At 58.5% G+C, this 22,526-nt stretch carries 20 protein-coding genes; 8 read left to right on the forward strand and 12 right to left on the reverse strand.

The features are described from left to right. On the forward strand, nt 1–646 hold a 646-nt coding region (locus HF327_RS18820), incomplete at its 5' end, for a porin (RefSeq protein ID WP_198461865.1). 163 nt (nt 647–809) lie between these two features. Here the strand turns inward: HF327_RS18820 and groL are convergent. Both groL and groES read right to left on the reverse strand, forming a co-directional pair. Then, on the reverse strand, nt 810–2,459 hold the full coding sequence (groL, locus tag HF327_RS18825; RefSeq protein ID WP_099738787.1) for a chaperonin GroEL: 1,650 nt from the start codon (nt 2,457–2,459) through the stop codon (nt 810–812). 91 nt (nt 2,460–2,550) lie between these two features. Further along, complete coding sequence (groES, locus tag HF327_RS18830) at nt 2,551–2,841, reverse strand: co-chaperone GroES (RefSeq protein WP_099738785.1); 291 nt, start codon at nt 2,839–2,841, stop codon at nt 2,551–2,553. A gap of 246 nt (nt 2,842–3,087) precedes the next feature. Here groES and HF327_RS18835 point away from each other — a divergent pair, with 246 nt between their 5' ends. Further along, on the forward strand, nt 3,088–5,751 hold the full coding sequence (locus HF327_RS18835) for a chemotaxis protein CheW (RefSeq protein ID WP_198461867.1): 2,664 nt from the start codon (nt 3,088–3,090) through the stop codon (nt 5,749–5,751). Here the strand turns inward: HF327_RS18835 and HF327_RS18840 are convergent. The 6 genes from HF327_RS18840 to HF327_RS18865 form a co-directional block, all read right to left on the reverse strand. Further along, nucleotides 5,745–6,083, reverse strand: a complete 339-nt coding sequence (locus HF327_RS18840; protein ID WP_099738781.1) for an H-NS histone family protein — start codon at nt 6,081–6,083, stop codon at nt 5,745–5,747. The two genes, HF327_RS18835 and HF327_RS18840, sit on opposite strands and share 7 nt — an antisense overlap. A gap of 184 nt (nt 6,084–6,267) precedes the next feature. Continuing rightward, the gene (locus tag HF327_RS18845; protein ID WP_198461869.1) at nt 6,268–6,765 is read right to left on the reverse strand and encodes a GNAT family N-acetyltransferase; all 498 of its coding nucleotides are present in this window, start codon (nt 6,763–6,765) and stop codon (nt 6,268–6,270) included. A gap of 69 nt (nt 6,766–6,834) precedes the next feature. Continuing rightward, nucleotides 6,835–7,998, reverse strand: a complete 1,164-nt coding sequence (locus tag HF327_RS18850; RefSeq protein ID WP_198461870.1) for a bifunctional nicotinamide-nucleotide adenylyltransferase/Nudix hydroxylase — start codon at nt 7,996–7,998, stop codon at nt 6,835–6,837. A 107-nt stretch (nt 7,999–8,105) separates the two neighbouring features. Continuing rightward, nucleotides 8,106–9,809, reverse strand: coding sequence for an NAD+ synthase (locus tag HF327_RS18855; protein ID WP_198461872.1), 1,704 nt, complete (start codon nt 9,807–9,809; stop codon nt 8,106–8,108). Between the two features lie 16 nt (nt 9,810–9,825). After that, complete coding sequence (gene pncB, locus HF327_RS18860) at nt 9,826–11,040, reverse strand: nicotinate phosphoribosyltransferase (RefSeq protein WP_198461874.1); 1,215 nt, start codon at nt 11,038–11,040, stop codon at nt 9,826–9,828. A gap of 66 nt (nt 11,041–11,106) precedes the next feature. Further along, nucleotides 11,107–11,955 (reverse strand): cysteine hydrolase family protein, encoded by an 849-nt coding sequence (locus HF327_RS18865; RefSeq protein WP_198461876.1) that lies wholly within the window; start codon nt 11,953–11,955, stop codon nt 11,107–11,109. Nucleotides 11,956–12,078: 123 nt separating this feature from the next. Here HF327_RS18865 and HF327_RS18870 point away from each other — a divergent pair, with 123 nt between their 5' ends. Further along, the gene (locus HF327_RS18870; protein ID WP_198461878.1) at nt 12,079–12,759 is read left to right on the forward strand and encodes an NUDIX hydrolase; all 681 of its coding nucleotides are present in this window, start codon (nt 12,079–12,081) and stop codon (nt 12,757–12,759) included. A gap of 62 nt (nt 12,760–12,821) precedes the next feature. Here the strand turns inward: HF327_RS18870 and HF327_RS18875 are convergent, their stop codons facing one another. Both HF327_RS18875 and metK read right to left on the reverse strand, forming a co-directional pair. Beyond that, nucleotides 12,822–12,995 carry a DUF1328 domain-containing protein gene (locus HF327_RS18875; protein WP_099738772.1) on the reverse strand — a complete coding sequence of 58 codons (174 nt, stop codon included), beginning with the start codon at nt 12,993–12,995 and terminating at the stop codon, nt 12,822–12,824. 242 nt (nt 12,996–13,237) lie between these two features. Further along, a complete protein-coding gene (metK, locus tag HF327_RS18880) occupies nt 13,238–14,425 on the reverse strand; it encodes a methionine adenosyltransferase (protein ID WP_099738770.1) in 1,188 nt (395 codons plus the stop codon). Nucleotides 14,426–14,551: 126 nt separating this feature from the next. Here metK and HF327_RS18885 point away from each other — a divergent pair, with 126 nt between their 5' ends. Then, nucleotides 14,552–15,424, forward strand: coding sequence for a lysophospholipid acyltransferase family protein (locus tag HF327_RS18885; protein ID WP_198461880.1), 873 nt, complete (start codon nt 14,552–14,554; stop codon nt 15,422–15,424). Beyond that, the gene (locus tag HF327_RS18890) at nt 15,421–16,302 is read left to right on the forward strand and encodes a lysophospholipid acyltransferase family protein (RefSeq protein WP_198461882.1); all 882 of its coding nucleotides are present in this window, start codon (nt 15,421–15,423) and stop codon (nt 16,300–16,302) included. The genes HF327_RS18885 and HF327_RS18890 overlap by 4 nt, the downstream gene beginning before the upstream one ends. Nucleotides 16,303–16,353: 51 nt before the next feature. Here the strand turns inward: HF327_RS18890 and HF327_RS18895 are convergent, their stop codons facing one another. Together HF327_RS18895 and yihA are read right to left on the reverse strand one after the other, a co-directional pair. After that, a complete protein-coding gene (locus HF327_RS18895) occupies nt 16,354–17,268 on the reverse strand; it encodes an alpha/beta fold hydrolase (RefSeq protein WP_198461884.1) in 915 nt (304 codons plus the stop codon). 44 nt (nt 17,269–17,312) lie between these two features. After that, nucleotides 17,313–18,053 (reverse strand): ribosome biogenesis GTP-binding protein YihA/YsxC, encoded by a 741-nt coding sequence (gene yihA, locus HF327_RS18900; protein ID WP_236024286.1) that lies wholly within the window; start codon nt 18,051–18,053, stop codon nt 17,313–17,315. Nucleotides 18,054–18,130: 77 nt separating this feature from the next. Here yihA and HF327_RS18905 point away from each other — a divergent pair, with 77 nt between their 5' ends. From HF327_RS18905 to ccsB, 3 genes are all read left to right on the forward strand, one after another. Further along, nucleotides 18,131–18,754, forward strand: coding sequence for a c-type cytochrome (locus HF327_RS18905; RefSeq protein ID WP_198461886.1), 624 nt, complete (start codon nt 18,131–18,133; stop codon nt 18,752–18,754). 132 nt (nt 18,755–18,886) lie between these two features. Beyond that, the gene (locus HF327_RS18910; RefSeq protein WP_198461887.1) at nt 18,887–21,070 is read left to right on the forward strand and encodes a cytochrome c biogenesis protein ResB; all 2,184 of its coding nucleotides are present in this window, start codon (nt 18,887–18,889) and stop codon (nt 21,068–21,070) included. Beyond that, nucleotides 21,067–22,401 (forward strand): c-type cytochrome biogenesis protein CcsB, encoded by a 1,335-nt coding sequence (gene ccsB / locus HF327_RS18915; RefSeq protein ID WP_198461889.1) that lies wholly within the window; start codon nt 21,067–21,069, stop codon nt 22,399–22,401. Before HF327_RS18910 ends, ccsB begins: the two co-directional genes overlap by 4 nt. The last annotated feature ends 125 nt before the right edge of the window (nt 22,402–22,526 follow it).

Raw genomic sequence — 22,526 nt, forward strand, 5'->3', positions numbered from 1 at the left:
CTTTGATGAAGGAAATACTTTCGCCAAGAAAGGTGCTGGCGTTGATATGACACCAGGTGGTTTGGCTTTGAAGACCGCAGGTGGATATCTGCGCTATTCTGCCAATGGTATTTCAGCCGGCGCAGCGTATCAGAGCTCAACTTTACCTGCCGGAACAAAAGTAGATGCCTGGACCCTGGGTGGGTCGTATCGTACTGGCGCTCTGTACCTGATGGCTGGTTATGGACAGAATAAGGTGAAGGATGCTCTTCCAGGTATCACTGGCGGTGGTATGTTGGATGCCGGGTTGTTGAATGCATATTGGTCAGGCTCTTCCAACGGAGGTTTTATTGCGGGGACATCTCCTGCAAACTTTGCCAACAAGCGTGAAATGTTCAAAGTCGGTTTCGGCTACCAAGTTACGCCACAGTTGAATGCAGGTCTGCATTATTACCATGCCAAGCAATCGGGATCGTCTAGCGGTGCATTCAATGGCAAAGCCGACTTCATCGTTGCTGTTGCAGACTATGCCTTCTCCAAGCGTACGGATGCTTATTTCGCGGTTGATCACACAAAAACCAAAGGTGGTGCGGGTGTAGTTCTGGATGGTACGAATGGAGCCACCAAACGTACCGGGATTACCATCGGTCTGCGTCACCGCTTCTAATATTCAGCGTATTAAGATCAAAAAGCTAGCCAATCAACTTGGCTAGCTTTTTTTCTTGGCTGAGTAGTGAATGCAAACTAGATAAAACAAAAAGGCCGCAGAAGCGACCTTTTTGTTTTGAGCAGAACCGGGTGGTTGAAGCACCCAGTCAGCAGCTTGGCAATTACATGCCCATGCCGCCCATGCCACCCATACCGCCCATACCGCCCATGTCAGGAGCGCCAGCGCCTTCAGCCTTAGGGGCTTCAGCGATCATGCACTCGGTGGTCAGCAGCAGGGAAGCCACGGAAGCAGCGTTCTGCAGAGCAGTACGTGTCACCTTGGTGGGGTCCAGAATACCCATTTCCAGCATGTCGCCGTAGGTGTCGTTGGCAGCGTTGAAGCCGAAGTTGCCTTGACCCTTCAACACAGAGTCCACCACCACCGATGGTTCGCCACCGGCATTGGCCACGATTTCGCGCAGAGGAGCTTCCACAGCCTTCAGAACCAGCTTGATACCAGCGTCTTGCTCGGCGTTGCCGGTGGACAGTGCGCCCACAGCTTGCTTGGCACGCAGCAGAGCCACGCCGCCGCCAGCCACGATGCCTTCTTCCACAGCAGCGCGGGTAGCGTGCAGGGCGTCTTCAACGCGGGCCTTCTTTTCCTTCATTTCGACTTCGGTGGCAGCGCCAACCTTGATCACGGCAACACCGCCGGCCAGCTTGGCCACGCGCTCTTGCAGCTTTTCACGGTCGTAGTCGGAAGTGGCTTCTTCGATCTGAGCGCGGATTTGCTTCACGCGGGCTTCGATTTCAGCAGCTTGGCCAGCACCGTCGATGATGGTGGTGTTTTCCTTGCCGATTTCGACGCGCTGAGCTTGGCCCAGGTCTTCCAGGGTCACCTTGTCCAGGGCCAGGCCGACTTCTTCAGCGATGACCTTGCCGCCGGTCAGGATGGCGATGTCTTCCAGCATGGCCTTGCGACGGTCGCCGAAGCCAGGAGCCTTCACAGCCACAACCTTCAGGATGCCGCGGATGGTGTTCACCACCAGAGTTGCCAGGGCTTCGCCTTCGACATCTTCAGCAATGATCAGCAGGGGACGGCCAGCCTTGGCAACTTGCTCCAGGGTAGGCAGCAGGTCGCGGATGTTGCTGATCTTCTTGTCGAACAGCAGCACGAAGGGGTTGTCCAGAACAGCAGCTTGCTTTTCTGGGTTGTTGATGAAGTAGGGCGACAGGTAACCGCGGTCGAACTGCATGCCTTCAACGACGTCGAGTTCGTTGTCCAGGGACTTGCCTTCTTCAACGGTGATCACGCCTTCCTTGCCGACCTTGTCCATCGCGTCAGCGATGATCTTGCCGATGGATTCGTCGGAGTTGGCGGAGATGGAGCCAACTTGAGCGATTTCCTTGGAAGTGGTGGTGGCCTTGGATTGCTTCTTCAGCTCTTCCACCAGGGCGGCGACAGCCTTGTCGATACCGCGCTTCAGGTCCATGGGGTTCAGGCCAGCAGCAACGTACTTGGAGCCTTCACGGACGATGGCTTGAGCCAGCACGGTAGCAGTAGTCGTACCGTCACCAGCGATGTCGTTGGTCTTGGAGGCCACTTCCTTCACGAGCTGAGCGCCCATGTTCTGCAGCTTGTCCTTCAGTTCGATTTCCTTGGCCACGGACACACCGTCCTTGGTCACGGTAGGAGCGCCGAACGAGCGCTCCAGCACCACATTGCGACCCTTAGGGCCCAGGGTGACCTTGACTGCGTTAGCCAGGATGTTCACGCCTTCAACCATGCGTGCGCGGGCTTCACCACCGAAAACTACGTCTTTTGCTGCCATTTTTGGCTCCTACAAATCTGTATCAAATAGGCTTCCAGCGGCTGTCTATCAAGCGCCAGAAGCTATGAATATGTGAGTAATGCGGGAAGGATTACTTCTCGACGACTGCGAACAGGTCGTCTTCCTTCATCACCAGCAGCTCGTCACCATCAACCTTGACGGTCTGGCCAGAGTACTTGCCGAACAGAACGCGGTCGCCGACCTTCACGTTCAGAGCGATTTGTTCGCCCTTGTCGTTGCGCTTGCCGGGACCCACTGCCAGCACTTCGCCTTGATCAGGCTTCTCTGCGGCGTTGTCGGGGATATAAATGCCCGAAGCCGTCTTGGTTTCGTTTTCGAGGCGCTTGACGATCACGCGATCGTGCAGGGGACGCAGGTTCATACCAACTCCTAAATACATCAACAAAGTTGAAACAAGACTTGCCAGCCTTCATGGCCGACATTCGGAATATGTAGGGTCAAGCTGTTAGCACTCAACCCCCTTGAGTGCTAATAATAAGGCAATTTCCCGAGGTTTCAAGACCCAGCCTTGGGGGCTGAGAGGGCAAATTGTTCGCAGTTCAGGGTTTGTCCTGCTCTATATGTAACGTGTTTTTACAAATAGGCCTGAGTTTTGCTCCACCAGTGCATGCCTCAGAAACAACTCACCGCCCCGGTGCAGCAAGCGCAAGACCTGCTGCAGACAGACGCCTTCATCCCTCACATGCGTCAGGTGGCGCGATGTGAGAGTTCGCTGCAGGAGCTGAGCCTGATGTGGCGGCTCATTGAGTCATCTGCCAAGATGAATTGCCCGCAGGAGGCGCTAGCGCTGCTGCCCATGATGGCCGCGACGCGGGAGGGCTTTGAGCAGCTGGAGCAGGATTTGGTGCATTCCATGGTGGCTCAGGCTATTGAGGGCGTGAGGCGTGGATTGCACAGCCAGGCTCAGCATCTGATGGATACGCTGGTGCGCAATCTTTATGAGCGAACGGCCGATGTGGGCTTTCTGGCCACCGATGTGTTGCTCTGCCGCTTTATGGCGGAGCTGGATATGCATACGGACGACGATAAAGCGCAGATGACTGAGCGTCTGCTAGCCTACCGCAGCAAGTACACGGTTTATCAAAAGGTGCTGCTACTCGATTGCGAAGGCTATGTGCGGGCGAGCACGCAGGAGGGCGGGGCCCTACAAAGTGGGCCATGCCGCGACCCGCTGATTGCGCAGGCACTGCAAAGCCAAAGCTTTGTGCAGGCATTTGGTGCCACAGACTTGCTGCCAGATCAATCTCGTGGGCTGATTTATGCCCACCGTATGCTGAGCCCCGTCACGCAAATGCCTGTGGGCGTGCTGTGTCTGTGCTTTGATTTTGAGGGCGAGATGCAGGGCCTCTGGAGCGGGCGACGTTCAGACGCGGCTCATGAGTCAGAAACCAGCATAGCCCTGCTGCTGGATGAGCAAGACCGGGTGCTTGCCAGCAGCGATGTGCACTGGATTGCAGCGGGTGTGCAGGTGAGGTCTCGCAAGAATGGTGCAAACCAGCTCTGGATTCATGGCGGACGCACTTATTTGGTGCAATCGGCACGCTCGGCCGGCTATCAGGGCTATGGGGGCCCCAAAGGTTGGCGTGCGCAAATCATGGTGCCGCTTGAGCTGGCTTTCGGCACACATGGGCATAGCGACCTGCAAGAGGTGGATGCGGTGGTGGCCCAGGGCTTGCTGAGTCATGCGCATCGCTTTTGCCCACCTTTACACGCGATTCGCAGTGCGGCAGACACCATCAGGCGTGTGGTCTGGAACGGGCAGGTCATGACGGCAGGCAAGCAGGCGGACAACACAAGATTGCAGGCCGTGCTGGAGCAGATTGGTGAGACGGGCGCGCGCACCAACGAGGTATTCACCCAGTCCATTCGCTCGCTCTACAGCACGGTGCTGGCGACGGCGCTGGACGATAACCGCTTGCTGACGCGTTTGCTGGTGGATTTGCTGGACCGCAATCTCTACGAGCGTGCCAACGACTGCCGCTGGTGGGCGTTGACGCTGCAATTGCCAGCCTTGCTGCAAACGCTGAAAGAAGGCAATGCGGCTGAAAATGCGAGCGCTGAAGTGTGTGAGTTGCTCACGGCCATCCATGCGCTTTACACCGTGTACCAGCAAATCATGGTGTACGACGTCAGCGGCAAGATTGTGGCGACGAGCCTGCAAGGCGGGGCCGAGGATGTGTTGACAGGTCGCTTTGTCGATCAGGAAAGCCTGCTCAAAGTGCTGGCCTTGAAAGGCACGCAGGCTTATCACGTCTCTGCTTGGTGCCCTTCTGCGCTGTATGAGGGGGCGGGGCCGACTTATGTTTATCACGCTGCCATTCGTTCTCCAAGCGGCGAGCTGCTGGGTGGAATTGGCCTGATCTTCCATGCGCAACGCGAGTTTCAGGCCATGCTGCAAGGTGTGCTGGGCTCGCAGGCAGAGCATCGAGCGGAGGGTGCTGGCAGCAGGCAGGTCGCGTATCTCAATCGCTCAGGTGTTGTCATGTCTTCATCCTCGGCGCAAATGCTGCCGGGCATGGTGCTGGATTTACCGGCAGACATGCTGGCTTTGCCTGCAGGCCAGAGCATTTCGCGGGCCATGGCGTACCAAGGCCAGTACTGCGTGGTGGCGGTGACGGCAGGCAGCGGCTACCGCGAGTTCAAGCGCAGCGATGGCTATGAGGAAGATGTTTTGGCCCTGTCCGTGCAGGCCTTCGGGCCGGTGCAGGGGGATGCGCAAGCCGCAGTCTGGCGTCGCAATACTCATGTGCAGAGCCTGCCGTCGGCCACATCCACAACTGGTGCAAGCATGGAGATGGCGACGTTCTTTGTGGGGCAAAGCGTGCTGGCTCTGGATGCAGCCTGCGTGCTGGAGGCGCAAAGCGCCGCTGAAATTGCTCCCATCTCAGCAGGGCGCTTGCCTCACTGCGTGGGCACATTGGCGCGGCGCAGCCAAGGTGCTGTGGCGGGCTATGTCTGGGTGTTTGATCTGGGTGCTTTGCTCTACGGCAAGCCGCTGATCAGAAGCCAACAAAGTCAGGTGATTGTGCTGGCGCACCAGGGGCTGAAGCTGGGTTTGCTGGTCAGCGATCTGGAGGGGGTTGCCAGACTGGATGCGCGGCAGCTGCGTGCTGCGCCTGCGCTGGCCCATTCGGCGGATGCGCTGGTGGACCGCTTGATCCAGGCTAATGGCGGCGATTTGCTGATTCAGTGCCTGAATGTGGCGGCGCTGGTGCAAATGCTCAAAGCGCCTGCACCAGTCCAAGTGGCAATGGGCGCTGCGACTTACTGAACCGGGAAGGGATTCTTTTCGTCGAGGGGTGCGCTGTAGTCGATCACCGGGGTGGTCTTGATCTCGTACTGGCTGCGATCCTTGCCCTCAATCCACTTTGGCGGCTTGCCGCGGCCTGTCCAGCTGGCACCGCTTTCGGGGTCGTAGTACTTGGCTTCGACCTTTTTCTTCTCTTCAGGCTTCCAGGGGAAAACTTGCTGCGAGGTAAAGCCGAAAGTGTCGATCAATTGCTTGATGGTGGCCAGGGCTTCTTTGGCCTCGGTGTGGCGCATTTCTTCAATGCGCTTGTCCAGTTCGTCTTTGCGAGCAATAAGTTCTTTGTAGCTAGGCATCAAGGGATTCCAATGAGTGTGAAGGCCAGCCTGATAGCCGCCTTGTTATTTTTATGCAAAACCACCCATTTTGACGCAAGCTGTTGCTCCACATAGTGTTGAAGTTGCGTACTCGTCATTTGATAAGGGAGTGCACGCTAGTTTGCTGGGCAGCGCGCATCACTCTGAATGCTTTTGATAGGGATTAGCTGACGGTTTTCTGGCCGCTGGCCAGTGCTTGCAGGGCGTCACCTGTCATGCGGTAGCGAATCCACTCGGTTTGCGGCAGGGCACCCAGGCTGTCGTAGAACTTCAGGGATGGTGTGTTCCAGTCAAGGCAGCTCCATTCAAAGCGGCCGCAGTTCTTGTCGATGGCGATCTGGGCCAGTCGCTGCAGCAGCGCCTTGCCCGCGCCGTGGCCGCGTGCATCGGGAGTGATGTAGAGGTCTTCCAGATACAGGCCATGCTGGCCTTGCCAGGTGGAGTAGTTGAAGAAGTACACCGCAAAGCCCACGGCCTTGCCATCGACCTCGCAAATCAGGCCAAAAACGGTGGGGTGCTCGCAAAACAGCGTGCGGCGCACATGCTCAGGCGTGGCCTTGGCTTCGTCTTCGGCTTTTTCGTAGATCGCCAGCTCGCGCACAAAGTGCAGGATGAGGTCGATGTCTTGCTCGGTGGCGGGGCGGATGTTCAACGTGCTCATGATTGTTTTTAGAGAAAAAAGGGCTGAAGCGCTTATTGAATAAGCGCTGGCAGCTATGATTTTTGCGCCTTAAGCGACCTGTCTGGCAGGCTGCTCGCCGTGGATCAGCGTGATGGGCAGGAACTGGCACAGGATCTGGAAGTGGTCTTCAAAAAATTCCCCTTCCATTTGCGCCAGATCGACAATCGGCACCCAGCGTGCCAGCGCGGCGTCGTCTGCGCCTTGAACGGGCGGCAGGGCGGGCTGCATGCCAAGATCCAGGTAGTGGACATGGGTGATGGTGCGGCCGCGCAGGCTGCGGTCCGGGTGGTCGAACACCTGCACGGCTTGCACGGCGGCCAGCAAATCGGCCTCGCTGATGGAGGAGCAGGTTTCCTCGCGCAACTCACGCACGCAGGATTGCCACAGGCTGTCGCGCTGCTCCAGGAAGCCGCCGGGCAAGGCCCACAGGCCCACGCCAGGCGCATGGCCGCGCTGAATCAGTAGCACATGGCCCTGGCCCTTGGCGTGGCAGCGCAGCAAGGCATCCACCGTTACAAACAGGGGGGCGTAAGGGGCCTTGGCCCAGGCCTCTTTATAGGCTTGCAGCATGTGCCACTCTTTTTGCAGGCGCACATACAAAGGCGTGTGGGCCCAGTGACGCAAAAAGGCCAGCGTGCTTTCGGGCATATGGGTGGAGAGCTTGCCCAGTGCTGCATCCATGGCTTCAGGCGATGCGCTGCCTTCGCCCAGGAAGATGTCACGCAGCGGCGTGGCATCAAACTGGCCCAGACGGGGCAGGCTGATCAGCTCCCAGCCCGGAAAGCGTGCCAGATAGCTGCTGCTGGAGTCTTTGAAGTGGCCGACCAGTGCTACGCTGGCACCTTCGGGAACATGGGCTTGCACGGCGTCACGCACGGCATTGACCCACAGCGGCTCGTTGTAATAGTCGCGTACGGGCACGCACTGAACGCGCTCTGCATCCTCTTTTGATAGCGCATCGCGCAGCATCTGCGCGCGCTCCTGCCAGCTAAAGGGGTTCTTAGGGTTGGGGGCCTGCCAGGCACTGCCCAGCACCACCACCACTTGGCGGGCGCGCTCTAGCGCTGCGTGCAGCAGTGCCATATGCCCGTTGTGCAGTGGCTGAAAGCGCCCGATCAGCACGGCGGTATGCAGGGGCATCGAGGTGGGCAGAGTCTCTGGCGCAGCAGAGATGACACGTTTGCTGGCGGTGTGGGAACTGGCTTGAGGCATGAAAGCAAAACCCGTACAGAAATCAGCGCCCGAAGTTGGGCATATTGGCTCAAAGAGGCGCTTGCGCATGTTCATCAAGCGCAAGCTGCTCACTTTTTGATTAAGGCTTACTCATAGTGTGCCGCAATTGGCATTTGCCGGCCGGTGCCAAAGGCGCGAGGGCGCACTCTCAGCATGGGCGGGGCCTGTCTGCGCTTGTACTCACTGCGGAACACCAGCTTTTGCACACGGGCAATGATCTCGGGCCCGCCGCTCTGGGTGCGCAGCTTTTCCACAAACGCGGCGGCATGGGCGTACTCTTTGCTGGACAGGTGCTGGCCCTCAATATGCCATTTAAGGATTTCATCCAGCACGGCATAGGGCGGCAGGCTGTCCTCGTCCTTCTGGCCGGGGGCCAGCTCGGCCGATGGCGGCTTGTCGATGATGATTTGCGGAATCAGCTCACGGCCCGCGTGGGTATTGATGTGGCGCGACAGCTCGAAGACCTCGGTCTTGTACAAATCGCCCAGCAAGCCCAGCCCGCCATTGGTGTCGCCATATAGCGTGCAGTAGCCCACCGAGACTTCGGACTTGTTGCCTGTGGTCAGCAGCAGGTTGCCAAAGGCGTTGCTGAATTCCATCAGCGTGGTGCCGCGAGCGCGGGCCTGCAGGTTCTCCAGTGCCAAACCTTGAAGAGCTTCGCCAAAGCTTGCCTCGAACTGGCGCGCGTAGGTGGTGACCAGTTCCTTGATGGGGTGCTCGTACAGCTTGATGCCCAGATTACGGCACAGATCTACCGAATCATCGACCGAGCCCGCGGAGGAGTAGCTGGACGGCATGGTGATGCCGACCACGTTGTCCGCCCCCAGCGCATCAACGGCCAGAGCCATTGTCAGCGCCGAATCAATACCGCCGGAGCTACCCACCACCACCTGCTTGAAGCCGCAACGGCGCGCATAGTCGCGCAGGCCCAGCACGATTTGCTGGCGGTAGAACTCCATGGTGGATAGGCCTTGCGCGGGCACTGGGCCGAGCTTTTGGCCGGTGGCGGTCTGAAAGTGCCCGTTGTCACCCAGCTCCAGCGTGTAGATATCTTCTTCAAAGCGCTTGGCTTCAAACACCACACCAGCTTCGGGCTCGACGGCAAACGATGCGCCGTCAAACACGATCTGGTCCTGGCCGCCGATCTGGTTCACATAGAGGATGGACAGCTTGTGGCGCGCCGCTGCCTGCGTGAAGACTTCGTGGCGCTGCTCGCGTTTGCCCAGGTGGCTGGGGCTGGCGTTGATGCTGATGACCATGTCCGGCGCAGCGTCGCCCATGCGCACAAAGGGGTTGGTGGCGTAGTCGGCGCCTTGGTCGTTCCAGCCATCCTCACAGACCAGAAAACCGACCTGGCAATTGCCCACGCGCAACACCTTGGCCGTGTCTGCGCCGGGCTCGAAGTGGCGGCGCTCGTCAAAGATGTTGTAGGTGGGCAGCAGCTGCTTGTCGTACTGCAGGCGAATCTGTCCGTCTTGCAAAACCAGCAGGCTGTTGTGTAGCGGCTTGCCGGGGCCGTTGTGGCGGGTGGGCGCGCCCACCACCCAGTGCAGGTCGGGGAACTGGCGTGTGGCGGACAGCAGGTCTTGCAGGCCAGCGTCAAGCCGCTGCAAAAAGCTGGGTTCATCGAGCATGTCGCCGGGGTAGTAGCCGGACAGCGACAGCTCGGAAAACACCACCAGATCAGCCTTGTCGGCGCTTGCCCTGGCTGCTGCTTCGCTCATGCGGCGGATATTGCCCTGAATGTCGCCCACCATGTAGTTGAGCTGGGCGAGGGTGACTTTCAACATGGCTCTCTCCTCTAGGTCAGACGGTTTCAGGCCTTTTGGCCGCGGGTTCCGCAATGCTGAAAACCTGGCGCAGATAGGCCAGATAAGTTTCGTCGTTGCACAGCGTCTTGCCGGGCGAGTCTGAAATCTTGGCGACGGGCTGGCCGTTGGCATGGGTCAGCTTCATCACGATGTTGATGGTGGTCAGGCCCATATCGTTGGTCAGTCGGGTGCCAACACCGAAGCCGCACTGAATGCGATCGGCAAAGCGGTGGTACAGGGCCAGCGCGGTGTCCAGATCCAGACCGTCCGAGAAGACGAGGCGCTTGCTTTGCGGTGGAATGCGCAGCTTTTCATAGTGGGCAATGGCTTTTTCGCCCCACTCAAACGGGTCGCCGGAGTCGTGGCGCAGGCCGTCGAACAGCTTGGCAAAGTACATGTCGAAGTCGGCCAGAAACGCATCCATGCCCACGGTGTCGGTCAGGGCGATACCCAGATCGCCCCGGTACTCTTGAACCCAGTCTTCCAGTGCAGCAACCTGAAAGTCACGCAGCCGCACGCCCAATGCCTGATAAGTCTGCAGATATTCGTGGGCCATGGTGCCGATGGGCACAAGGTTCAGGTCACGCGCCAGCAGCACGTTGGATGTGCCTTTGAACCACTGCGAAGTCTCGCCGGCAAAGGCCTGCACCACCTCGCGCTGCCAGGTGCCGGAGTAGCGGCGGCGCACGCCGAAGTCAAACAGCTCAAAGGGGTTGTGCAGCTTTGCTTCCACGGCCAAGTGCTTGAGCCGCTCTAGCTTCTGGCTCAGGCGCTTGCGGCCTTCGACGATGGCGGCTTCGGCATCAAAACGGCGGAAGTACAGCTCGTTGACGATGGCCAGCACGTAAATCTCAAAGCCCATGACGTGGACTTGCGGGCCGCGCGCCTCGATGTGCAGAGTGTCACCTTCAGCCCATGCCTTGATGAAGGCGCGCTGAAACTGGAAGATGCGCAAAAAGTCGATGAAGTCGCTCTTGATAAAGCGCAGGCTGTCCAGATAGTCCAGATCGTTCTTGCCAAAGCGCAGGCTGCACAGCGCGTCCAGCTCACGATTCACCTCAGGCAGCAAAGTGGCCAGCGGGAAGGCAGTGGGCGTGCGGCAGACAAATTCGTACACGGCCTCGGTCTGGGGGTGGCGGTGCAGCATGGCCTGCCACATGGTGAATTTGTAGAGGTCTGTGTCCAGCAAGTTGGTGATGATCGGGCTCATACCGTTTTCTTTTCAAAAATGTGAGCTGCTAGCGCTTGTCTTGTATGCGCTAGAGGCTTGTTTGTCTCATAAATTAAAGCTGGCGCTGGTTTCGCAGCGTACACCGATTGCATGCATGCGCTGCAGGAAGGCGGTGTGCGCCGCCTCGAAGCCGCCCACCGGGCTCATGCAGTCTGTCAGCAGCACGATGCGCGAGAAATCTTCGCTGCCCCAGTTGTCCACAATGTGCTCCGTTGTGGCGCGCACGCAGTGGCTGCTGGCCTCACCGGCAATCACGAACTGGTGGCTGGCGCGAAGCTGAGCCAGCAGGGCCGTGTTCAGGCCGGTTTCTGGGTCTTGCGCATCGGGGACCTCGGCGCGGATGGCACTGTAGTGCTCGGTCCACGGGTTCATGCCCTTGAAGACATGGCGCACGGCGCGGTGCTGCAGGTCTTGCCACTGGCGGCAGGCGGTTAGCACACTGGCATGCACGCCATGGCCCCAGCTGCCAATCTCGCAGTGCAGCGGCCAGACCATGAGGGTGTAGCTGCCCTGTGCCTCCAGCTGATCCAGGTATTGCAGCGTGCGCGCCTGCTCTGCTGCATTGCGCGGGGCAAAGTCGCCAGCCCGAACCTGCGCAGCCGTAATCTGGGTGAAGGGTGTGACTGCGCTGCCGTCCCGCTGTTGCCAGAAGGCGGGGTGGGCAATGTCATAGCTCTGGTGCGAATCGAGGGTGAGGGTGATCTGGCCCAGCTTTTCACCTTGGCTTGCAATCCAGCTGGCGAGGCGCTGCATATCCGCATGGGCACCTGCCACGGGCAGGCTGGGTGCTATCACTTGCTCAGTCACAGGCGAGCGAGGCTGCCAGTTCTCAGGCAGGTCGCAGAAGTCATTCTGCGGGTCGATGATGAGTAACTGGGTCTCTGTGTGGCGCATGGTCTTCACCTTCTGGGCGATGTGCAATGCCTGCAGTTTAAATTACTTAAAACATAATTGCAACTAAGTAATTTTGGATGACTGTGAAATAATTACACCGAAGAAAATGGAGTTGGTAAAAAAATGAATCAAACCACTGAGCGCAGAGAAGCCGTGCAGGTCAGCGTCGATGTGGTGCTGCTCACGCTGGTCGAGCAGCAACTGCATGCTGTGCTGCTGCGCCGCGCCGCTGCGCCATTTGCGGGCGTGTGGGCCTTGCCCGGCGGCTTTATCCACACCGCAGAAGATGCCGATACCAAGGCCAGCGCGGCCCGGGTCCTCCAGACCAAGGTGGGTATTGAAGGCGCGTATCTGGAGCAACTCGCCACTTTCAGCGGCCCGGCGCGTGACCCGCGTGGCTGGTCGGTGGCCGTAGCGTATTGCGCCTTGCTGCCCGCGCAGAGCCTGCCGCCTCAGCGAGATGATTTGTGTGTGGTGCCCGTGTCGGCCCTGCCGCAGTTGCCCTTTGACCATCGCGCCATTCTGGATGCGGCGCTGGCGCGAGTGCGCAGCAAAAGCCTTTATTCCTCGCTGCCCGTGCATTTGTGTGGCGAGACGTTCACGCTGCCGCAGCTGCAACTGGTCTATGAAAACGTGCTGGGTGAGCCTTTGAACAAGGTCAGTTTCAGGCGCAAGATGGATGAGATGGATTGGCTGGAGGCTGTGCCGGGTGCCTTGCAGGGGGGAGCGCACAGGCCGGCTCAACTCTACCGGGTCAAGCCGGCCTTCCGGCAGGAGCTGGCGCTGAGCCCCCGAGGCTTATGAGGTGAGCGTAAAAAATGCCTGCTGAGCAGGCATTTTTATTTGGAAGGAATCTATCAGTCGTTCTAGCTCACTGCGCCTATGCCCAGCAGGGCCAGCACCACAAAGATCACGGCAATCGCAATAAAGATAAAGAACAAAACCTTGGCAATGCCGGCGGCACCTGCGGCTACGCCGGTAAAGCCGAAAACACCGGCCACCAGGGAGATGACGGCAAAAATAATGGCCCACTTGAGCATCGAAGACTCCTTTGTCGGAAGCGATGGTTCAAGCCTAAGTGCGTGAGCGCAAGCCTTTAGTGTTCATTTGGGGAAAATTCCCGTAGGTCGAATCTGACAATAAAAAAGTCACCGAAATCTCTTTCGGTGACTTGGTGTGAGGGTTCGAAGGCTTCTACGCCTTATGGTCAGCGTTCACATCAGCGCGATGGAACTTCGTCCTCGCAGCGATGCTCCCGCTTTCGCGGGGCCTCATCAGTGGTTTACTTCAGACCGGCGGCTGCGCGCAGTTCAGAAGCTTTGTCTGTACGTTCCCAGGTGAACTCGGGCTCTTCGCGGCCGAAGTGGCCGTAGGCAGCGGTCTTGCTGTAGATGGGGCGCAGCAGGTCCAGCATCTGGATGATGCCCTTGGGGCGCAGGTCGAAGTGCGCCGCTACCAGCTTGGCGATTTCCGCATCGGGAATCACGCCTGTGCCTTCGGTGTACACGGTGATGTTCATGGGGCGAGCCACACCAATGGCGTAGGCCACTTGAACCTGGCATTGGCGCGCCAGACCGGCGGCGACCACGTTCTTGGCCACATAGCGCGCTGCGTAAGCAGCCGAGCGGTCTACCTTGGTTGGGTCCTTACCGGAGAATGCGCCGCCGCCGTGGGGGCAAGCACCGCCGTAGGTATCCACAATGATCTTGCGACCGGTCAGGCCGCAATCGCCCTGAGGGCCGCCCACGACGAAACGGCCGGTGGGGTTGATCAGGTACTTGGTGTCCAGCAGCCATTCAGATGGCAGCACGGGCTTGATGATCTCTTCAATGATGGCTTCGGTGAACGAGGCCTTCATCTTGGTCGATGTTTCCGACTGGTCGGGGCTGTGCTGGGTGGACAGCACCACGGTATCGATGCTGTGGGGCTTGCCATCCACATAGCGCAGGGTCACCTGGCTCTTGGCGTCAGGGCGCAGGAAGGGCAGACGGCCATCCTTGCGCAGCTGGGCCTGGCGTTCCATCAGACGGTGTGCGTAATAGATGGGCGCGGGCATCAGCTCGGGCGTTTCGTCGCAGGCGTAGCCAAACATCAGGCCCTGATCACCAGCGCCGGTGTTCAGCTCGTCATCGCTGGCCTTGTCCACGCCTTGGGCGATGTCTTGGCTTTGCTTGTCGTAAGCGACGAGAACCGAGCATCCCTTGTAGTCAATACCGTATTCGGTATTGTCATAGCCGATGCGCTTGATGGTGTCGCGTGCGACCTGGATGTAGTCCACATTCGCGCCAGTGGTGATTTCACCTGCCAATACCACCAGACCGGTGTTGGTCAGTGTCTCGGCTGCCACGCGGCTGTGCGGGTCTTGGGTGAAAATAGCGTCCAGAATCGCATCAGAGATCTGGTCCGCGACCTTGTCGGGGTGACCTTCAGAAACCGATTCCGAGGTAAACAGAAAATCGCTGTTCGCCATTGATATAACTCCTTGTAGCTTGGGCAATTGCGTTGCCTGAGCTTCGAAGTCTGGCGAACGCTTTAGCAGTTTTGTTTTAACGTCGCCCTGCAAGTTGCTCTTTAACTCAGCGACCCCACTATTCTAATGCCTTCCCTGTTTCGACTCTTTGCAGCGCTGCCTTTGTGGCTATTGCACATGCTAGGTGCAGCCATGGGCTGGTTGATTTTGCTTCTTTCGCCGACCTACAGACGCCGTTTTTCGGCCAATGCGGCGCAGGCGGGCTACCGCTTTGGGCAGGTGCGCTCTGCGGTCGGCCATGCCGGGCGCATGGTGTTTGAGATGCCGCGCATCTGGCTGGGGAAGGAGTTGCCGCCTTGCAACATCGTCAACGGGGAATGTGTCGAAAAGGCCTATGCACAAGGTAAGGGCCTCGTTTTTTTAACGCCGCATCTGGGCTGCTTTGAGATGTCGGTACAGGCCGCTGCGCAGCGCTGGTCGGCTGAGCACGGCAACATTACCGTGCTCTATCGCCCGGCGCGCCAGAGCTGGCTGGCTGAAATTCTGGAAACCGCACGCAATCGCCCGGGTGTGCAGGCTGTGCCCACCACGCTGTCTGGTGTGCGGCAAATGATCAAGGCCTTGCGCAAGGGTGAGGCTGTGGGCTTGCTGCCCGACCAGGTACCGCCGGATGGACAGGGCACATGGGCCCCATTTTTCGGCCGAGATGCTTACACGATGACGCTGGCGGCCAGGCTGGTGCTGCAAACTGGTGCGGCTGTAGTGCTTGCCCGTTGCGAACGTTTGAGCTGGGGACGGGGCTACACCCTGTATTTTGAAGAGTGGCCCATGACGGATGCCACCACGCTGGAGGCTTGCGTGCTGCAAATCAATCTGGCCATGGAAAAAACCATTCGCCAGTGCCCTGAGCAATATTTGTGGGGCTACGGCCGCTACAAGCAGCCGCGCGTGGAGCGCAGCGAAGCCGCAGCTTTTGTGAAACCTGGAGAAAACGCATGAGCGGCAGCAAGATCGCCATTGGCTTCATGCATGTGCTGGCCAAGCTGCCGCTGCCCATGCTGCGCGGGTTGGGCAAATTCATTGGCCGCGTGCTGTTTGTGGTGGCAGGCCAGCGCCGCCGTATTGCTCTGCGTAATCTTGAGCTGTGCTTCCCCGATGTGCCCGAAGCACAGCGCAAAGCATGGGCGAAAGAGTCTTTTGAAGTCTTTTGCCAGACGTTTCTCGACAGAAGCTGGCTGTGGTTCGGCTCTGAAGAGCTGGTGCGCAGCCGCGTAAAGCTGGTGGGCGCTACGCATGAGCTGGAAGGCGATGCGCCCACCATCGTCTTTGCGCCGCACTTCTACAGCATGGATGCCGGTGGGCTGGCGCTGCCGCTCAATACCGAGCGCGAGTTCACATCCATCTTCGCAACCAACCCGGATCCTGATCTGGATGCCTGGTTCATGACCGGTCGTCAGCGCTTTGGCAACGTGAAGATGCTGAACCGTGCAGATGGGGTGAAACCCATCATCTCCTGCGTGCGCAAGGGTGGGTTGCTGTATCTGTTGCCCGATATGGACTATGGCAAGAACGACTCGGTTTTTGTGCCGTTCTTCGCAGTGGAGAACACGGCCACGATTCCCTCGCTCTCGCGCTTTGCACGACTGGGCAAGGCCAAGGTAGTAGCGCTGTACAACCGTATGACGCCTGAAGGCTATGTGGCTGAGCTGACACCCGCCTGGGAAAACTTCCCTACGGATGATCATGTAGCCGATACGGCCCGAATGAACCGTGAGCTGGAGGCTGCCATCATGACCATGGTTCCGCAGTACTACTGGGTGCACAAACGTTTCAAGACACGCCCGGATGGCGAAGCATCGCTGTACACCAAAGAATAATGCTCAAAATGGCTTCTAGCTTTTGATGAGTATGCGCAAGCAGCTTCTGTTTCAGGAGCTGTTTTGCTTTAAGAATTCCGTTAATGCGCGCCGCACGGCCTCGGGCTGCTCATGCGTTACCCAGTGGCTGCAACCCTTTAAATGCTCCACCGTCAACTGCGGCACCCATTGCTCCAGTCCATTGAGCAGGGCTGGTTGCAGGGCGATATCGCTATCGCCCCAGAGAATGCGCACCGGCACGGGGATATGCAGCATTTCATCGGGCAGGCTCAGGCCGCGAATGTCCTGTAAATCCTCGGTGCTGCTGTCGGGCTGGGGCGGCACCAGCGGGCTGGCTGCGTAAAACATGCAGGCGCCATGCACGCCCAAGTCCCAATGCTCTCGGTATTGCTGCTTTAGCTCGGGGGTCAGCCAAGCGGGCTGGCTGCCATCGGGGTTCTGAAAAAAGCCCAGCATGCGCTGCCAGCGGTTTTCTGCCAGCAGGGCGGGAGCATCTGGTCTGCGCAGAAAGTGCATGTACTGGCTGGCGGCCTGTTGCACAGGATTTGTCTGCAGTTCGCGTAAAAAGCTGCCGGGATGCGGGGAGTTGAGAATTAACAGCCGTTGCAGCTGCTTGGGGTAGCGGTTAGCCAGGCCCCAGGCCACGGCTCCGCCCCAGTCATGCGCAATCACGCAGGCGGCGCGGTTCTCAGTGCTTTCAAGCGCGATCAAGGCGGCCAGGTCATCAACCAGATGCTTGGCGCGGTAGTCGCTGATGGCGCTGGGCTGGCTGGAGCGGCCATAGCCGCGCAGGTTGGGTGCTACGCAGCGGTAGCTGGCGCCAAAGTGCTTCAGCAGCTCATCCCAGATAAAAGCCCCTTCGGGGAAGCCGTGCAGAAACAGCAGAAGGGGCTGGCCGGGCTGGCCGCTGGTGCGGCACTCAAGCGTGATGCCTGTCGCCAGTGGGTGCATGCAAGTCGTGACCATGAAGCTCTCCTGTTTGTAGCTTCTGGCGCTTGCCAAATAAGCGCCTAGGGCTGATTTTGCGCAGGGGCGTTGTTTGCAGGCGTCGCTTCGGCGACGGGGGTTGCCTGGGGCAATCCCTCGGGGTGGCACCAGTGCCACAGCAGCTGGGCCACATCGTCCACGCCCTGCTTTTTGAGGGCAGAGAACAAACGCACCTCGCCACCGCCCGCATTGAGCTTGGTAATGGAGAGAATCTTGGCCTGCTCGGCGCGGGTCAGCTTGTCGGCCTTGGTCAGCACGATCAGGAACTTCAGGCCTGCTTCGACGCGGGGACGAATGGCTTCGAGCAGGGCTTCGTCCAGCTCGGTCAGGCCCAAGCGTGGATCGCACAGAAGCACCACGGCCGTGAGGCTTTCGCGCTCCATCAAGTAGTTGAGCATCACGCGCTGCCAGCGTTGCTTGTCTTCGCGGGACACAGCGGCGTAGCCGTAGCCGGGCAAGTCAGCCAGTATCGCGTCTGTCACGCCTTGCTTACCGAGGGCAAACAGGTTGATGTGCTGAGTGCGGCCGGGCTTCTTGGAGGCAAAGGCCAGCTGCTTTTGTTGAGTCAGCGTGTTGATGGCTGTGGACTTGCCGGCGTTGGATCGGCCCACAAAGGCGATCTCGGGCACATTGATCGGAGGCAGCTGATTGAGCTGGGCTGCGGTGGTAAAGAAGCGCGCAGTGTGCATCCAGCCCATCGCAAGCTTGCTGTCGATCAAAGAATGTGTATTTCCGGCTGTGGTATCCGGGGAAGCATGGGTCATGACGGTAACTATTTCAGGGAGGCCCATTGTAGAATTTGGAGGATTCGCACTCTCAACAATAGACCCAGCCCCTTGATATGAAGTTGCTTGCCTCTTTGCTGACTGCTGTTATTTTCGCAGCACCTGCCTTTCCTGCATTTTCTGCGGGAGAAACACCTGTTAAAGCAGATGCTGCCAAAGGGCAAGCCAGTTATGGGGCGGTTTGCGCCTCCTGCCATGCTGCTGATGGCAATTCAACCATTCCCCTGCAGCCCAAGCTGGCAGGGCAACACCCAGAGTATCTGGTCAAACAACTGCGCGAGTTTAAAGACGGCAAGCGCAATGATCCAGTAATGAAGGGCTTTGCCTCGTCGCTGAGCGATGGTGATATGAAGAATATCTCCGCCTGGCTGCACACTCAGGCCCCCAAGAATGGGTTCTCCAAGGACAAGGATTCGATTGCCTTGGGTGAGCGCATTTACCGTGGTGGTATTCAGGAGCGCCAGGTTGCGGCCTGCGCTGGCTGCCACAGCCCCAACGGTGCAGGTATTCCGGCCCAGTACCCTCGTCTGTCGGGTCAGCATGCTGATTACACCGTTAAAACACTGATCGCTTTCCGCGATGGTCAGCGCACCAATAGCATTCCCATGGTTCAGGTTGCTGCAAAGCTTAATGATCGCGAAATCAAGGCCGTGGCAGACTATATAGCTGGCTTGCGTTAAAAATCCTTTTCACCAGATGCTGGGGTGACTCCGGGAACTTTCAGGCATTTTTCATCCCCCAAGTCAGGCGGGCCCATCGGCTAGTTCAGCAGATGGCCCCGCCTTTTTGCGTCCGGATACTTCAAATCGTTCATGTCAGACCTTCCACTTTCCGATCGTGACTCCTCCCGCTCACCGGCCGTGCGCGCGGCCACGGAGTTGCTGGGCTCCATGCGTTTTGCGATTTCACTGCTGACGGTGATCTGCATTGCATCGGTCATTGGTACGGTGCTCAAGCAGCATGAGCCACTGGTCAACTACGTCAACCAGTTTGGCCCCTTCTGGGCCCAACTGTTTCTGGTGCTCAAGCTCAATGCGGTTTACAGCGCCTGGTGGTTCTTGCTGATTCTGGCGTTTCTGGTGATCAGCACCTCGCTGTGCGTGAGTCGCCATGCTCCCAAATATTTGGCTGATATCCGCAATTACAAGGAAAACATTCGCGAGCAAAGCCTGAAAGCCTTTGGTCACCGTGCCGAAGCTGATGTGCCCGGCAGCACCGAAGAAGCGGCCAAGCGCATTGGCCAGCAACTGGTAAAGGGTGGCTGGAAGGTCAAGATGCAGCAGCGTGATACGGCAGCAGGCCCCGGCACGGGCTGGATGCTGGCTGCCAAAGCGGGTTCTGCCAACAAGTTGGGTTATATCGCTGCGCACTCTGCCATTGTGCTGATCTGTATTGGCGGCCTGTTTGATGGTGACCTGGTGGTGCGCGCCCAGATGCTGCTGGGTGGCAAGACGCCATACACAGGCGGCGGCATGATTTCGGATGTAGCGCCTCAGCACCGCCTGTCCATCAAGAACCCGACGTTCCGCGGCAACCTCATGGTGTCTGAAGGAACGCAGTCGGGTACTGCTATCTTGAATCAATCAGACGGTATCTTGCTGCAAGAGCTGCCATTTTCGGTTGAGCTCAAAAAATTCATCGTGGAGTACTACTCCACCGGCATGCCCAAGCTGTTTGCCAGCGAAGTTGTGATTCATGACCGCGAAACCGGCGAAAAGCTGGAAAAGCGTATCGAAGTGAATCATCCGGCCAGCTACAAAGGCATTGAAATCTACCAAAGCAGCTTTGATGACGGCGGCTCCACCGTCAAGCTGCACGCTGTGCCTATGGACGGCATTTCGCAGCCCTTTGATGTGGAAGGCGTGATCGGCAACTCCACCGAATTCGTGCGCAAGCTGGCCGATGGCTCGCAAGACAAGGTCACGCTGGAATACACAGCGCTGCGCACCATCAACGTCGAAAACTTTGGCGGACAGAACAAGGGCGGCGCGGCGGGCACTGATGTGCGCAAGGTTGACCTGAAGCAGGCGATTGATGAGCGTCTGGGCGCGGCCCACAAGACAACGGACAAGAAGGACTTGCGCAATATTGGCCCCAGTGTGGGCTACAAGCTGCGCGATGCCTCGGGCCAGGCGCGTGAGTTCCAGAACTACATGCTGCCGGTGGATACAGGCGAAGGTCAGCCTGTCTTCCTGCTGGGCGTGCGCGAGAACCCCGCCGAAGAGCTGCGCTATCTGCGTGTGCCTGCTGACCCCGAAGGCACGATGGACACCTTCCTGAACCTGCGCCAGGCCATGCAGAACAAGGCGCTGGCTGAAAAGGCCGCACGCGCCTATGTGCAAAAGGCCGTGGATGTGTCCCGACCTGAACTGGCCGAGCCGCTGACCCAGTCCGCTCTCAAGGCACTGGAGCTGTTTGCCGGTCAGGACAGCAAGATCAAGGGCCCAGAGGGTAAGCCTCTGGGCGGTCTGCAAGCCATTTCCAATTTCATGGACAGCAATGTCCCTGAAGCTGAGCGCGAGCGCGCCGGCGAGGTGTTGGTGCGCATTCTGAACGGCGTGCTCTTCGAGCTGGCCCAGCAGGTGCGCCAGCAGGCCGGGCACAAGCCCTTTGAGAATGATGAAAAGACGCAGGCCTTCATGACCCAGTCTGTCTTCTCGCTTAGCGATGCCCAGTTCTACCCTGCGCCCGTGATCTTCATGATGAAGGACTTCACGCAGGTGCAGGCCAGCGTATTCCAGGTGGCACGCGCCCCTGGCAAGAATATTGTTTACCTGGGCTGCCTCTTCCTGATCATTGGCGTATTTGCCATGCTGTATGTGCGTGACCGCCGTATCTGGATCTGGCTGACCCCATCGAATGGCGCAAGTCATGCCAATATGGCCTTGTCCACCAATCGCAAGACCATGGATGGCGACCGCGAATTCACCATGCTGGCCGATAAGCTAATCGGGGCCACACCCGTACAAAAGAAGACTCCCGGAGGTTCTGTATGAACACCGCAACCACGACACTGACACTGAACGAAGGCTACCTCGCCCGCCGCAACTGGTTTGACTGGTTGTTTGCGGTCGTGGTGGTCGTGGGGCTGGGCTATGCGCTGCAGCGTTATGCCGCCTATATGGACGTGTATGAGAAGGGCATCTTGCTTGCCGCCATACCGGCCATGATCTGGCTGGGCTGGTTCTGGCGACCGCTGGCCGTGCTGATGCTGACCGTGGCGGGCTTCTCGCTCATGGCTGTCGGCCTGTATCAGGGGGCCGAAGGCGGCGAGCTGGCGCGATCTGAAACGGTCTTTGGCCTGAAATACTTTCTTTCCAGCCAGTCCGCCATTCTGTGGATGAGCATGGTGTTCTTCATCAGCACCATCTTTTACTGGGTGGGCGTGTTTGCCAAGAGCGAGCAATCCGTCATGTCGCTGCTGGGCTCGCGCCTGGCGTGGCTGGCAGTGGTTCTGGCGCTGGTCGGCACCATGGTGCGCTGGTACGAGAGCTATCTGCTGGGTGCGGACATTGGTCACATTCCCGTCAGCAACCTCTACGAAGTGTTCGTGATGTTCTGCTGGATGACGGCTCTGTTCTATCTGTATTACGAGCAGCATTACGATACCCGCGCTCTGGGCGGCTTTGTGATGCTGGTCGTCAGCGCTGCTGTTGGCTTCTTGCTCTGGTACACGCTGGTGCGTCAAGCGCATGAAATTCAGCCTCTGGTGCCTGCCCTTAAAAGCTGGTGGATGAAGCTGCATGTACCTGCCAACTTCATTGGTTATGGCACGTTTGCGCTGTCGGCCATGGTGGCGTTTGCCTACCTCATCAAGCAGCAGGCGACAGAGACCAAATGGTACAAGCTGGCCCCGCTGTGGTTGTTGGGCGTGGTGCTGTGCTTTGAACCCATCGTCTTTCGCAAGGGAGCGACTGAAAACGGCGGCAGCTACTGGATGGTGTACTTTGGCATCTCCGCGCTGATCGTGGCTGGCATCTTGCTGGCCCGCAAGCGTATTGCCGCACGTCTGCCTTCGTTCGAAATTCTGGACGACGTGATGTACAAGGCCATTGCGGTTGGCTTTGCCTTCTTCACCATCGCCACGGTGCTGGGTGCGCTGTGGGCGGCTGAAGCATGGGGCGGCTACTGGAGCTGGGACCCCAAGGAAACCTGGGCGCTGATCGTCTGGCTCAACTACGCCGCCTGGCTGCACATGCGCCTGATGAAGGGCCTGCGTGGCACCATCTCTTCCTGGTGGGCGCTGGCTGGACTGGCTGTCACCACCTTCGCCTTCCTGGGTGTGAACATGTTCCTGTCCGGTCTGCATAGCTACGGCGAGCTGTAAGTATCGAACCAGGCACTCCAAAAAAAGGAGCTGCTTGCGCTTGAATCTGATAGGTTTCAATATCTTCTGGTATTGAAACCTATAGATAAAAGGCGTAAGCAGCTCCTTTTTTTATAGAACTGCAG

This window comes from Comamonas suwonensis, from assembly GCF_012844455.2.
In the GTDB taxonomy this organism is placed as follows: Bacteria; Pseudomonadota; Gammaproteobacteria; order Burkholderiales; family Burkholderiaceae_C; genus Comamonas; species Comamonas suwonensis.